Annotated in this window: 15 protein-coding genes; 8 read left to right on the top strand and 7 right to left on the bottom strand. The window is 31.8% G+C overall.

Translation table 11 applies throughout. From position 1 onward, the window contains the following. Window positions 1–20 precede the first annotated feature (20 nt). Both IUY40_RS10015 and IUY40_RS10020 read right to left on the bottom strand, forming a co-directional pair. The gene (locus tag IUY40_RS10015) at window positions 21–662 is read right to left on the bottom strand and encodes an O-methyltransferase (RefSeq protein ID WP_195736727.1); all 642 of its coding nucleotides are present in this window, start codon (window positions 660–662) and stop codon (window positions 21–23) included. A 111-nt stretch (window positions 663–773) separates the two neighbouring features. Further along, window positions 774–1106, bottom strand: coding sequence for a hypothetical protein (locus IUY40_RS10020; RefSeq protein ID WP_195736728.1), 333 nt, complete (start codon window positions 1104–1106; stop codon window positions 774–776). A gap of 211 nt (window positions 1107–1317) precedes the next feature. On the opposite strand from IUY40_RS10020, the gene rlmN reads away from it, so the two are divergent. After that, window positions 1318–2367, top strand: a complete 1050-nt coding sequence (gene rlmN / locus IUY40_RS10025) for a 23S rRNA (adenine(2503)-C(2))-methyltransferase RlmN (protein ID WP_195736729.1) — start codon at window positions 1318–1320, stop codon at window positions 2365–2367. A gap of 79 nt (window positions 2368–2446) precedes the next feature. Here rlmN and IUY40_RS10030 read toward each other — a convergent pair whose 3' ends face one another. Further along, window positions 2447–3307 (bottom strand): hypothetical protein, encoded by an 861-nt coding sequence (locus IUY40_RS10030; protein WP_195736730.1) that lies wholly within the window; start codon window positions 3305–3307, stop codon window positions 2447–2449. Window positions 3308–3561: 254 nt separating this feature from the next. Here IUY40_RS10030 and IUY40_RS10035 point away from each other — a divergent pair, with 254 nt between their 5' ends. The 5 genes from IUY40_RS10035 (at window position 3562) to dnaG (ending at window position 9336) form a co-directional block, all read left to right on the top strand. After that, entirely contained in the window at window positions 3562–4539 is a 978-nt protein-coding gene (locus IUY40_RS10035) for a polyprenyl synthetase family protein (protein WP_195736731.1), read from the top strand. Between the two features lie 234 nt (window positions 4540–4773). Beyond that, window positions 4774–5334 carry an RNA polymerase sigma factor gene (locus IUY40_RS10040; RefSeq protein WP_195736732.1) on the top strand — a complete coding sequence of 187 codons (561 nt, stop codon included), beginning with the start codon at window positions 4774–4776 and terminating at the stop codon, window positions 5332–5334. Beyond that, window positions 5321–6034 (top strand): hypothetical protein, encoded by a 714-nt coding sequence (locus tag IUY40_RS10045; protein ID WP_195736733.1) that lies wholly within the window; start codon window positions 5321–5323, stop codon window positions 6032–6034. The genes IUY40_RS10040 and IUY40_RS10045 overlap by 14 nt, the downstream gene beginning before the upstream one ends. Before the next feature lie 65 nt (window positions 6035–6099). Next, on the top strand, window positions 6100–7137 hold the full coding sequence (locus IUY40_RS10050) for a hypothetical protein (RefSeq protein WP_195736734.1): 1038 nt from the start codon (window positions 6100–6102) through the stop codon (window positions 7135–7137). Window positions 7138–7266: 129 nt separating this feature from the next. Further along, entirely contained in the window at window positions 7267–9336 is a 2070-nt protein-coding gene (gene dnaG, locus IUY40_RS10055; RefSeq protein ID WP_195736735.1) for a DNA primase, read from the top strand. Here the strand turns inward: dnaG and IUY40_RS10060 are convergent. Together IUY40_RS10060 and nadE are read right to left on the bottom strand one after the other, a co-directional pair. Then, a complete protein-coding gene (locus tag IUY40_RS10060) occupies window positions 9333–9962 on the bottom strand; it encodes a response regulator transcription factor (protein WP_195736736.1) in 630 nt (209 codons plus the stop codon). The two genes, dnaG and IUY40_RS10060, sit on opposite strands and share 4 nt — an antisense overlap. A 93-nt stretch (window positions 9963–10055) precedes the next feature. Further along, on the bottom strand, window positions 10056–10862 hold the full coding sequence (gene nadE / locus IUY40_RS10065; protein ID WP_195736737.1) for an NAD(+) synthase: 807 nt from the start codon (window positions 10860–10862) through the stop codon (window positions 10056–10058). 100 nt (window positions 10863–10962) lie between these two features. On the opposite strand from nadE, the gene gldB reads away from it, so the two are divergent. Beyond that, window positions 10963–11919 carry a gliding motility lipoprotein GldB gene (gene gldB, locus IUY40_RS10070; RefSeq protein WP_195736738.1) on the top strand — a complete coding sequence of 319 codons (957 nt, stop codon included), beginning with the start codon at window positions 10963–10965 and terminating at the stop codon, window positions 11917–11919. Next, window positions 11919–12260, top strand: coding sequence for a gliding motility protein GldC (gene gldC / locus IUY40_RS10075; RefSeq protein WP_129540956.1), 342 nt, complete (start codon window positions 11919–11921; stop codon window positions 12258–12260). Before gldB ends, gldC begins: the two co-directional genes overlap by 1 nt. 69 nt (window positions 12261–12329) lie before the next feature. On the opposite strand, the gene yihA is transcribed toward gldC, so the two are convergent. Further along, window positions 12330–12950, bottom strand: a complete 621-nt coding sequence (gene yihA / locus IUY40_RS10080; protein WP_195736739.1) for a ribosome biogenesis GTP-binding protein YihA/YsxC — start codon at window positions 12948–12950, stop codon at window positions 12330–12332. A gap of 43 nt (window positions 12951–12993) precedes the next feature. Beyond that, window positions 12994–13758, bottom strand: a complete 765-nt coding sequence (locus IUY40_RS10085) for an alpha/beta hydrolase (RefSeq protein ID WP_195736740.1) — start codon at window positions 13756–13758, stop codon at window positions 12994–12996. Window positions 13759–14040: the final 282 nt, after the last annotated feature.

The following is a 14040-nucleotide window of genomic DNA, read 5'->3' on the forward strand; positions in this document are numbered from 1 at the left end:
TTAGTGCCTTAGTATCTTTTCTAAAGAACTCTACTAACTGTTAGTCCATCTCGAATAGGTAATAATACTGTTTCTACTCTTGGGTCATTTTTTAAAAGCTGGTTGTACTCTAAAAGTATTTTTGTGCTAATATCATTTGGATGTAATGGTTCTAAGACTTTACCACTCCATAAAACATTATCAGATAAAATGATACCGCCTTTATTCATTTTTGGAACAATCATTTTGTAGTAATTAAGGTAGTTTTCTTTATCAGCATCAATAAAAACTAAATCAAATTTCACATCAATTGTGGGGATAATAGTTGTGGCTTCACCCAGGTGTTGGAAAATTTGTTTTCCCCATCGCGATTGATCAAAATACTTTCGTTGAAAGTCTATTAATTCTTCTTTAATATCAATTGTATGTAATTGTCCATTTTCTTGCATTCCTTCACATAAACACAAGGCTGCATAACCGGTATAAGTGCCAATTTCAAGAATGTTGACTGGTCGAATTAATTTGGATAACATACTTAAAACTCGGCCTTGAAAATGCCCGCTTAACATGCGTGGTAATAGTATTTTTTGGTAGGTTTCTTTGTTTAAACGCGCTAGTAATTCAGGTTCTTTTTCTGAGTGCTGTTCTATGTAGTCTTCTAAGTCTTGTGATATAAAATGCATGCTGTATAGTCTATAATTTGAAATGCAAAAATACAAAAATATCTACTACACTTTTTGGTATAAAAAAACCATCCGCATGCGGATGGTTTTAGCTTTTATCTGAAATAAAAATTATTTTTTTAAAGCATCGTTAACTTCTTTTGCTGTTTTCACAGTTCCGTCTTTTGCAGCTTTTGCAGCTTCTTCTACTTTTTTAGCTCCTTTTTCTGTTGCGTTTTTCACATCTTCAGCAGCTTTTTTAGTAGCGTCTTTTACATCTTTAGCAGCGTCCTCTACTTTAGTTACAGCAGTATCTTTTACTTCATTGATATCAGTAGTTAATGAGTCTACCTTGTTGCCAAGTGTTAATTCTTCTTCAGTAGGTTTTGGTTCTTTCTTTTCGCAAGATTGTACAGCGAATGCTAATAGGGCGATAACAGCTAAACTTAAGATTTGTTTTTTCATAATAAATTAATTTTTTAAGGTTGGAAAAATATTAATGGTCGTAACGTGCAAAAAATAAAGTTACAAAATTTAAATGAATGAGCTCTTTGTGAGATTATTTTTCTTCTGTACGAAAAACAATTCTCGTGCCAAATTTTAAGATTTTGATGTATTATGTGTAAAGTTTTTTTAGAATGAAAAGGTTTCCATAAATACTTAGTAACTTTGCAGCATGCAAATGGAGAAAAAAGACATACGAGCCTTATCAAAAGAGGAATTGCGCGATTTTTTTGTCGCTAATAATGACAAAGCTTTTCGCGGAAATCAAGTTTACGAATGGTTATGGAGCAAAGGAGCACATAGTTTTGACGATATGACGAATGTTGCCAAGGCAACACGTTCTATGCTTGAGGATAATTTTGTTATCAATCATATCAAGGTCGATACAATGCAGCGTAGTAGCGATGGTACAGTGAAAAATGCTGTTCGATTACATGACGGATTGGTGGTAGAGTCTGTTTTAATACCAACTGATACAAGAACTACGGCTTGTGTTTCTAGCCAAGTAGGTTGCAGTTTAGATTGTAATTTTTGTGCTACAGCAAGATTAAAAAGAATGCGTAATCTAGAGCCTGCTGAAATTTATGATCAGGTGATAGCCATCGATAAAGAAAGTCGTTTGTATTACAATCATCCGCTGTCGAATATTGTTTTTATGGGTATGGGAGAGCCGCTCATGAACTATAACAATGTTATGAAGGCTATTGATATGATAACTTCTACAGAAGGTTTAGGAATGTCGCCAAAACGTATTATGGTATCTACATCGGGGATACCAAAAATGATTAAAAAAATGGCAGATGATGATGTTAAATTCAAATTAGCAGTTTCATTACATTCGGCAATAGATGAAATTCGTTCACGAATTATGCCTTTTAGCAAAAATTTTCCTTTAGCTGATTTGCGAGAATCATTAGAATATTGGTACAGAAAGACGAAGTGTAAAGTGTCATACGAATACGTAGTTTGGAAAGGAATTAACGATGACAAAGCATCAATTGATGCCTTGGTAAAGTTTTGTAAATATGTGCCATGTAAAGTCAACCTGATTGAATATAACCCAATCGATGATGGAGAATTTCAGCAAGCTTCAGAAGAATCGATTAATGCGTATATAAAAGCGCTTCAAAATATAGGCGTTGTGGTAAAAGTACGCCGAAGCAGAGGAAAAGATATTGATGCTGCTTGTGGACAATTGGCTAATAAAGAAGCAGAAGCTTAAAAATAGATTTAGCAGAAAAAAAGCATTAAAAACGAGATTATCACTTGTTTTTAATGCTTTTCTTTTAATAAAAAAAGGATTATTTTTTTAAATGAATTTCTTCCGAAACCCCATCTCTTGTAACAACAGCGAGGTCGTCGCACGTACCATTTCCAAAATCAATTAAAGCCTTAGCGTCATTTTTTGTAATAGACATAGAACCTTTTACAGGAAATGGTTTTTTACAAGCCATAGAAAATTCTAACGGGAGTATGATTTCGGTCGAAATTTTATCGCCATTAGGGAATGTGGTTTCTCCAGTGCCAGTGATAATAAAAGTATTATCGTCCCAATTAAACCAAGTGTCGAAACCGGCAATCATCTCTTTTGTTAAAGTACCAGTTCTTTTGTAGATTTTTCCATCTTCGAACGTAATTGTCATGTCGATAGACGAAGTCGATACAGGATGTACCGTTGCTAATAAAGCGGTTGCTTTTTGAGTTAGGTTTATGCTTTTACTACCTTGAATTTTATTACCGTTATGGTAAAAATTCTCAAAACTATACGTGATGGTATGTTCAGAGCTAGCGAAATCATTTGTAAACGAAATAGTGATTTTTCCTTTTAATATATTTCCATTAGATAGGGTGCAACCTTCAGTGCCAAAATCGATAGTTCTTGTCCATGTATTGTCTGTTAATACAGTAATAATTACAGCACATTCTGGTAAAAAGCTTTTAATAGTTCCAGTTGCTTTTTTTGAACTATTTTGTTGTGCACCAAATTGGTCTTCTGCAATATTTGAAACATCATCAATTGATGCATCAATTTTTGAATTTGTAGCTATTTCATCGTTTGAAATAGATTTAGAGGAAACATCTTGTCTTGTTTCATCTGAATTACAACTAATAAAAAAAGAAAAAGTTGCAACGACTCCCAATAATAAAATCTTTGTTTTCATAATAAGTAATTTAGATTTCTTGTAATTAATGAATTAAACTAAAGTGAGATTATATTGTAGATTGTTGAGTTAATGCTATTTTATAAAGGGGAAAATAAAATAGTAACGAGACAATTAGACTTAAGCTAATATTGAGCTTTCAAGTAAATAAGGTTTACTTGAATGTAGATAGTGTATAAAAAGTTCAAAATGTTGATATACTTCTATAAAATACACAACGTTTTTTTATTTAAAATAGTATATTTGGAATCGAAATGAATATTACTTCTCAAATAAAACAGCCCATTTTTAGCGAGATGGAACTTTTTGAAAAAAAGTTCCATGAATCGATGACTTCAAAGGTGGCTTTGCTCAACAGAATTACTTATTATATTGTAAATAGAAAAGGAAAACAAATGCGTCCTATGTTTGTTTTCTTGACCGCAAAAATGGTTTCCGAAGGAATTGTAAACGAACGTACTTATCGAGGGGCTTCGGTTATTGAGTTAATTCATACCGCAACCTTGGTTCATGATGATGTTGTTGATGATAGTAACCGTCGTCGTGGTTTTTTCTCAATTAATGCACTTTGGAAAAATAAAATAGCAGTTTTAGTTGGAGATTATTTACTTTCAAAAGGATTATTACTTTCTATAGATAATGGCGATTTTGATTTGCTTAAAATAATTTCTGTTGCTGTTCGTGAAATGAGCGAAGGCGAATTACTTCAAATAGAAAAAGCAAGAAGGCTAGATATCACCGAGGATGTTTATTACGAAATTATCCGAAAAAAGACAGCAACACTTATTGCTGCTTGTTGTGCACTTGGTGCAAAATCAGTTATAGAAGATGAAGTTCAAGTAGAGAACATGCGTAAATTTGGAGAGCTTATAGGAATGGCTTTTCAGATAAAAGATGACTTATTTGATTATAGCGAAGAAGCTATTGGTAAACCTACCGGAATAGACATTAAAGAGCAAAAAATGACTTTGCCCTTAATTCATGTTTTAAATAATTGTACTTCTAAAGAAAAAAAGTGGCTTATTAATTCTATCAAAAACCATAATAAAGACAAAAAGCGCGTAAAAGAAGTTATTGCTTTTGTAAAAGATAATAATGGTTTGGCTTACGCCGAAAATAAAATGGTAGAATTTCAGCAAGAAGCACTCACTTTACTTAATAATTACTCCGATTCAGATTTCAAAGTAGCCTTGACTTTGATGGTGAACTATGTGATTGAAAGAAAAAAATAACAAATAATTTCTAGTTTTTTTATTTTTAAACAATTGTAATATAGTTGTTTAATTATTATTTTTTGGTTTTTAGAATATTTTATCATTAAATATTTAAATCTCCATGCAACCTTTTTTAATTGCAAAGCGTCTATGCTAATAGAAGTCGGTTTGGTTTTAAGCAGACAATTTATAATGCTATTATTTGAGTTAATTTTTACGGAATCATTTTTTTAAATTTTCTATTACGTTTTTATGAAAGTAATCCATTTACATCAAGAAGAAACTGAAATTATTCAGTTGGCAATCGATAATAATCGACAGGCACAACAGCTGATATATAGTAAGTTTTCTTCAAAAATGCTAAGTGTTTGTCGACAGTATATAAAAGACATTCAATTGGCAGAAGATGTAATGATTACATCATTTATGAAAGTTTTTACAAATCTTAATAGGTTTGAAAATAAAGGAAGTTTTGAAGGGTGGATTCGAAGAATAATGGTTAATGAATGTATTTCGTATTTACGAGTTCAAAAAAAAATAAAGTTTATAGAAGATGAGAATTATACCGAAGAAAGTTTTAATGGTATTGAGAGTAAATTATCAACAGATCAAATTCAATTTTTAATAGATGGCCTTCCAGATGGTTATAAGATGGTTTTTAACCTTTATGCTATCGAGGGATATAAGCACAATGAAATTGCAACAATGTTAGGGATTAATGAAGGAACATCAAAATCGCAATTATCACATGCTCGCAAAATGTTGCAAAAGCAAATTACTACATTAAAAAAACAAGAAAATGGAACCGAATAAATTTGAAAAACTGTTTCGTGAAAAACTAAATGAAAGAGAAATTAATCCTAGTGATAATGCTTGGGATAGATTGGATGCGATGCTTAATGTTGCCGAAAACACTAAACCTAAAAAGAAATATACATGGATGTATGTTGCGGCAAGTTTCATAGGTTTTTTGTTAGTGTCTACTGTTTATTTCAATCAAAGAGAAACTTCAGTTCATAATCCAAAAAACGATATTGTTGTTAAAGAGGAGAAACCAAAAGATTCTATCGGGGGAATTAAAAATAATCAGGATAAAATAAATTCAAAATCTTTGCATACAAATGCGATTGTAATTAAGGATACAAAGGAAAATATTGAAGAAAAAAATGAAAAAGCAAATCAAAATCAAGTAGCGGAGCGTTCAATCATCAAAGAAACCAATAAAGAGAATTGGAAAAACAATCAAAAAACAGAATCAAAAAACAATCAAACAGTAATTGCAGATAATTCAAAAAATGCAACTGTAGATCAATTGTTAATTTCAGCAGAAAAGACATTAGCAATGGATAAAGGAGTTCAACAAATAAACAAAGTTAAGATAAATGCTAACGATTTGCTCTCACAAGTCGATGGGGAGTTGGAACTTTCGTTTAGAGAAAAAGTAATTAATAAAGTTAATAAAAATTACCAAACTGTAAAAGTAGCTTTAGCAAATAGAAATGTGGAAGAATAAGCTTCAGCAAGAATTAAAATCATTTAAATTAAAAATCATCATCAATCAATCTTAAAAAAATCATCATGAGAAATTTTACCATTTATTTAATCATCACCTTATTTTTATTTGTTAGTAAAATGATAGGACAGGAAACATTCGAATCGAGAGCAAAACAAATTGCTACTAATATAGAGAAAGTAACTAAAGAAGAAAAAGCGGCCTTAAAGCAAGAAGTTGAAGTTGTTAATGTGCAACTATCAGAAGGGAAAATTACAAAAGAAGAGGCTGATAAAAAGAAAATACAATTAGCAGAAGCAAGAGCAATTATAATCGAACAAAAAGTTACAGTTGCTCAAAATGAATTAAATGATTTAGTACAACAAAAAGTAGATGGAAAAATAAAGGAAAAAGATTCTACAAAAACGTACAAGATTAGTTTTGATTGTAAAAGATGTGGGAAAGATAAAGATTCAATTTATAGAGAAAAGAGAACTACATCGCAATTTGTGTTTGCAGCAGGATTAAATAATTTGGTAACTGATGGCAGTTTAAAGAAATCAGATTATAGATTTATGGGGTCGCATTTTTACGAATGGGGTTTTACATTTAATTCAAGAATTTTGAAAGATCATAATTTGCTGCATGCCAAGTACGGATTGTCATTGATGTATAATAATCTTCGACCTACTGAGAATCGTAATTTTGTGGTAGATGGAAAACAAACAGTTTTAGAAGTTAATCCGATAAATTTAGATGAGTCTCGTTTTAGAAATGTTTATTTAGTGATGCCGCTGCACTTAGAATTTGATTTTTCGGGAAGTAAGACAGAGAATGGAAAAACCTATTTTAGAACACATAAAAATTTTCGTTTTGGGATTGGGGGTTATGCGGGAATCAATGTTAAATCAAAACAGATTCTGAAATACGATCAAGATGATATAAAGGAAAAAGTAATATCTAAAGGAGATTATAATGTAAATAACTTTATTTATGGATTGAGTACCTATATGGGGTATAAAGATGTTAGTTTGTATTTAAAATATGACTTAAATCCTTTATTTGCTGATAATAAGATTAAACAAAACAATGTTTCATTAGGATTGCGTTTTGATTTAAATTAATAAATTGAGTTAGTTTTTTAGCAATGAAGCACTTCGAAAGGAGTGCTTTTTTTGTTTCATATAATTCAAAATATGAAGTTTGATTTGTGTAATTTTGCAGGCTTAAGTCTTATAAAAAATAAATACGTTTTGATTTCACAAAATACTATAGATACCGTTTTTGAAACTGCTCGAGTAGAGGAGGTAATTGGCGATTTTGTTAATTTAAAACGAGCAGGAAGTAATTTTAAAGGATTGAGTCCATTCTCGGATGAGCGATCTCCGTCGTTTATGGTATCACCTGTAAAAGGAATTTGGAAAGATTTTAGTACTGGAAAAGGAGGGAATTCAGTTAAATTCCTAATGGAGCACTCACAATTTACATATCCTGAAGCCATTCGGTATCTTGCCAGAAAATATAATATTGAGATTGAAGAAACGGAACAAACGGATGCAGAAAAAGCTATAACGGATGTTCGTGAAAGTATGTATTTGGTTTCGGAATATGCAAAAAATTATTTTCATAATGTGCTTTTAAATACAGATGAAGGTCAGGCAATAGGATATTCATATTTTAAAGAAAGAGGTTTTACTAACGAGACAATAAAAAAATTCGAACTAGGGTATTCTCCTGATACTTGGGATGCTTTCACCAAAGAAGCACTTGGACAGGGGTATAAATTAGAGTTCTTGCAAAGTACCGGGTTAACAATTCCAAAAGAGGATCGCCCATTTGACAGATTTAAAGGGAGGGTTATGTTTCCGATACAAAGTATGTCTGGACGCGTTTTAGGTTTTGGTGGTCGAATACTTACTAATGATAAAAAAGCTGCAAAATATTTAAACTCACCTGAGAGTGAACTTTATCATAAGAGTAAAGTATTGTATGGTATTTTCCAAGCTAAGCAATCTATTGCAAAACAAGACAACTGTTTTTTGGTAGAAGGATATACAGATGTGATCCAATTCAATCAAGCAGGGATAGAAAACGTTGTAGCTTCTTCAGGGACTGCATTAACGCCTGATCAGATTAGATTGGTAAATAGGTTAACAAAAAACATTACTGTGCTTTTTGATGGAGATGCTGCGGGATTACGTGCATCTATTCGAGGAATCGATTTGATTCTTGAAGAAGGAATGAACGTAAGAGTATGTGCTTTTCCTGATGGGGATGATCCTGATAGTTTTGCTAGAAAAACTCCGTATGAGGATTTAGTTAAATACTTGGAGGAAAACGCTAAAGACTTTATTCAGTTTAAGGCTTCGTTATTAATGGATGAAGCAAAAAATGATCCTATAAAAAAAGCCGATTTGATTCGGGATATGGTTACGAGTATTTCTAAAATTCCAGATAGAATTCAGCGTGAAATTTACGTTCAGGAATGTGCGCGAATTATGGATATTTCAGAGCAGGTACTTGTGAGTACTTTGGCACAGTTGATTCAAAAAGATATTGCAGAGGCTGGTAAAAAACAAAAGTATGAACAAAAGCCTTTTGAAATCCATAGAAATCAAAAGCCAAAATATACTGGGTATTCAGGAGGAGATCCAGAAGATCCAAGAAACGGACCATCTGAGGGTTATCTAGGAGGATCGGGAAATCTGGAACAGCAACAAGTAGAAAAAATTGATGTTTTGTATCATCTAGAACGTAAGGTAATTGAAATTTTATTGCTTTATGGAGATAAGACAGAAGTGTTTGAAGATGTTTTCTTGAGAAGTAATGGAGAAGGCGAAATAGAAACTGTTACCGAAAAGAAAGAATACAAAGTTTTTCAGCGAATTTATTTGAGTTTGCAGGAAGATGAGGTAGAGCTTTCTAATACTCTTTTTCGAGACATTTTTACAGGTTTAATTGCATTCTATCATCAGAACGAAAAATTTAGTTTAGAGCAATATTTAATGCGTTTACAGCCTGAATTTGCTCAGGAAGTAACGGATATTTTGATGGAAGACGAAAAAGTTACACTTCATGATTGGGAAGGGCAAAATATTTTTTCGAAAGGTAAATCAGAATCAATAAGTCAATATGTAACTGAGACAATTATGTCTATGCGTTGGTTTCTGGTGGATAAGATAATTGAAGAACTAAAAAGCTCCATAGTATCAAATCCTAAGGAAGATAATATGGAGCTTTTGATGATGGTTATGGACTACTCAAAATTAATTAATTCGTTTTCGAGAAAATTAGGAAGAGTGATGTCCCGTTACCATACTTAAATAATCTCTAATGTTTTGGCTTTGTTGACCAAGTCTACTAAATTGGTAACGTTTAATTTAGTTAGTAATCTTAGTTTGTAAGTACTAATTGTTTTTTCGTTAAGATTTAGAATTTTAGAAATTTCATTATTTTTCTTACCATCGCTTAAGTAGCGTAATACCTCAATTTCTCTGTTTGATAGTTTTCGATATAAACGTTCGCTTTTGCTTTGTTTTGCAATCAATGCCATGTTTTTACGCACAGTTTCATTGATAATGATTTTCCCTTCGTGTACTTTAATAATCGAAATCCCCAGAGTTTCTAGTTTTTCTGTTTTGTGAATGTATCCAGAAACTCCAGCTTTTATGGAATTTGGAGCATACATTTGTTCAGAAAGATTGCTGAAGATGATGATTTTTGTTTTAGGGAAATTTTTAAGAATAGACTTAACTTCAAAAATACTTGCAAGACCTTCTAATTCTAAATCTAAAATAAGAATATCAATGTCTTTAGTTTGAAGAATATCTTTTACCATCGTAAAGTTACCTACATTTGCAACGATTGAAATGTCATCATGGTCTTTAAAATACGACTTAACGCCAAAGTGGGTCACAGGGTGGTTGTCTGCTAAACATACTTTAATCATAGTTTTACCTTTTTAAGAATTGTTCATTTTTTTTTGGAATTGTAAAATTAATAAATAAATTCTGTAATTTATTGTAAATCAGCATAAAAATGATTATTTTAACTTTTTAGGTAAGGAACACACGGGTATTGGATTCATTTTGTGTTGGTTGGATGTGTTTAATTTCTTGTATATTTCAAAAACCGTTTTTTCTCGTCCTGTAAAGTCAGTAGCTGATTTTCCTAGCTCGTCGGATAACATGGCCCATTCTAATTCATCATAACTTGCACCCAATTGGTCTTCATCTGTTCTGTTATCTCCAAATAAACCGTCAGTAGGTGCTGCTGCTAAAATTGAGTCAGGAATTTTAAGAAACACCCCTAATGCATATACATCAGATTTCATTAAATCAGCAATTGGACTCAAATCTACGCCACCATCTCCGTATTTTGTGTAAAAACCTACTCCAAAATCTTCAACTTTGTTGCCTGTTCCGGCAACTAACAAGCCATGAATACCGGCTAGATAGTATAGGCTAGTCATCCGTAAACGAGCACGAGTATTGGCTAATGATAAATTAACTTTAGCAATATCGGTATCACTTGGAGTTGCTGCTTTAAAAGCTTCAAATGTACTTGTCAAGTCTGTTTCTATATTGGAAACATTTGGGAAACGTTTTTTTAATTGATCGATGTGTTCTCTACCTCTGGAAATTTGATTTGGAGCTTGATGTATTGGCATTTCTACACATAAAACCTTTAATCCAGTTTGAGCACATAATGTTGAGGTTACAGCAGAGTCGACACCACCAGAAATTCCTATAATAAAACCATTCACTTTAGCATTGGTTGCATAACTTTTTAACCACTCTACAATGTAGGTATTTACTTTTTCTGTTTGAATAGTGCTTTTTTTAGCCATAATAGTTTAAGTTTTAAAATACAGGAATGTATATTTGCACAATAATATTTAAGTAGTCATTACTTAATACAATTTGCAACACAAACTTAATTAAAATAAAATGAAAATATATCGGTTTGCTATCGCTCTATGTGTCTTTTTTTTAGCATGTGATAAAAAAAGTAAAATTGAAAAAGCGGTAGAAAAAATTTCAGTAGATATTAAAGTGGAGCGTTTTGATAAAGTGTTTTTTGAAACCCAACCCAAGGATTTGGCTAAAGTGAAGAAAGAGTATCCTTTTTTCTTCCCAGAAGGAAATGATGACTCAGTTTGGTTAGAGAAAATGCAAAACCCGCTTTGGAGAGAATTATATGCTGAAGTTCAAAAGAAGTATGGAGATTTTGAGCCAGTTCGCAAAGAGTTTAATAGTTTGTTTCAGCATATAGAGTATTATTTTCCTAAAACAAAAACACCAAAAGTAATTACTGTAATATCCGAAATGGATTATAATAATAAAGTAATTTATGCAGATAGCTTGGTTGTGGTTGCACTTGAATTGTATTTAGGAAAAGAACATAAGTTTTATCCGTTTCCAGATTATATAAAAGAAAATTTTGAAGAGAAGCAAATTATGCCAGATGTGGTTTCTAGTTTTTCATTAAAGAAAATTTCGCCAATTACAGATAAAAATTTAATAAATAAAATGGTGTATTATGGAAAGCAATTGTATTTAAAGGATTTGCTTTTGCCTTATTATACTGATGCAGATAAAATAGGATATACACCAGAGCAAATAAAATGGTGCGAGGAAAATGAAGCCTATATGTGGCGTTATTTTATAGAAAGAGAGATGCTGTATAGTGATGATGCAAAACTTGCTTTACGATTTATAAATACAGCGCCATTTTCTAAATTTTACCTAGAAATAGATAACGAATCTCCAGGACGCGTTGGAACCTGGATTGGATGGCAAATTGTACGTTCATACATGAAAAACAATGATGTATCAATAGAAGAATTATTAAAAACCAATGCAAAAGAAATTTTTGAAAAGTCAAAATATAAACCTAAAAAGTAATGTCAGATAATAAACAAACCTCAGAAATTAAATTCCTTATAGAGTTAGATGAAAATCGAGTGCCAGAAAAATTAAAATGGTCTGCAAAAGATGGAGGAGTCGAAGCTCAAGATGCAAAAGCAATTATGCTCTCTATTTGGGATAGCAAAGTACAGGAAACTATGCGTATTGATTTATGGACGAAAGATATGCCAGTAGATGAAATGAAAATTTTCTTTCATCAAACTTTGGTAGCAATGGCTGATACGTTTAAGCGCGCTACTGACGATGAAAAAATGTCAGATACAATGAAAGATTTCTGTGATTATTTTGCTGAGAAGCTTGAATTAAAGAAGTCGTAATTGACTAAAATAAAAAATCCCATCCGCCGCGGCGAAATGGGATTTTTTTTATTTCTAAAAAGGGAGAGCTTAAAACTGATTATTGTTTTTAAATACCTCTTGGTTTACTTCGTCGATGTAGTTTAAAACATCTTCTTTACCTGTAGATTCTGTTGCAGATGTTACAAAATAGTGAGGCATTTCGGCCCAGTTATTGGCAAACATTTTCTTTTTGTAAGCAGCAATATGAGAATCAATTTTTGTTTTACTGATTTTATCAGCTTTGGTAAAAATAATGCAAAACGGAATTTCGCTTTCACCCATGTATGACATAAATTCAATATCGATAGTTTGGGCTTCATGACGAATATCGATTAATACAAAAGCACAAACTAATTGTTCGCGAGTTTCAAAGTAATCGGTGATGAACTGTTGGAAAACAGATTTTGTTTTTTTAGAAACTTTAGCATAACCATATCCCGGTAAATCGACCAGGAACCAATTGTTATTAATTAGAAAATGATTTATTAATTGCGTTTTTCCAGGGCGGCCCGAAGTTTTTGCTAAGTTTTTATGATTGGTCAACATGTTGATCAAAGAAGACTTTCCTACGTTTGATCTTCCTATAAAAGCATATTCAGGCAAGAAGTCCTTAGGACATTTGCTAACATCTGAATTGCTAATTATAAATTCGGCGGTATTTATTTTCATATCTATGCTATTTCTAAAACCTCCTCAAATTCGAAAGTGTTTATTATAAATTGGTTTTTCTCAACCATTCTTCAAGAATTTCATTAAACTCTTCAGGATGTTCCATCATGGCAGCATGTCCGCATTTGTCAATCCAATATAAAGAAGAGTTAGGAAGTAATTTATTAAACTCTTCGGCTACGTCCGGTGGAGTTACTTTGTCATTTTTACCCCAGATGATACAAGTTTCAACTTGCATTTTTGGTAAATCTTTTGCCATGTTATGACGAATGGCGCTTTTTGCAATGGTAAGTGTTTTTATTAATTTTATGCGATCATTTACAGAGGCATAAACTTCATCAATAAGTTCGGGAGTTGCAATCTTTGGATCATAAAATACATCTTCAGCTTTTCTTCTTATGTATTCGTAATCACCTCTTTTAGGATAGCTGTCACCCATTGCGCTTTCGTAAAGACCTGAACTTCCGGTTATTACTAGTCCGATTACTTTTTCTGGATATAATTTCGTGTGATATAGGGCAATATGACCACCTAATGAGTTTCCTAGTAAAATAACTTTATCAAATCCTTTGAATGTGATAAAGTCTTTAACGTATTTGGCAAAACTTTTTACGTTGGTTTTTAAAATGCTTTGTGTGTATATGGGTAAATCGGGTATTACTATTTTGTACCCTCTATTTGAAAAATATTCGGCTACGGCATCGAAGTTACTAAGTCCCCCCATGAGGCCATGTAATATAACAATAGGTGTCCCTTCTCCAGCTTCATAATAACTGTATCTGCCTTCTTTTTTGTAATGTTTATCCATCTAACTAAATACCGATTTCAATTTGGACAAATATAGGGTTTAATACATAAATATGGATTTTTGAAAACAATTTTTAACTAGATAATTTTAGTCGAAGAAATAAATAGCTAAAAATCAGTTGCTAGATGTTTTAATTTTTTCTTTTTTCTTATAAAAATTACCAAAAAAAGACTGTGGTTTTTCAATATACTTACTCTATTTTTTGTTATGTAGAATCATTCTTACAGCTGATTTTTGAAATAGCTAACGATCTGACCGTACATAATTTAAGAGTTTTTGGCT

It is taken from the genome of Flavobacterium sp. ALJ2, from assembly GCF_015594725.1.
Classification (GTDB): Bacteria; Bacteroidota; Bacteroidia; order Flavobacteriales; family Flavobacteriaceae; genus Flavobacterium.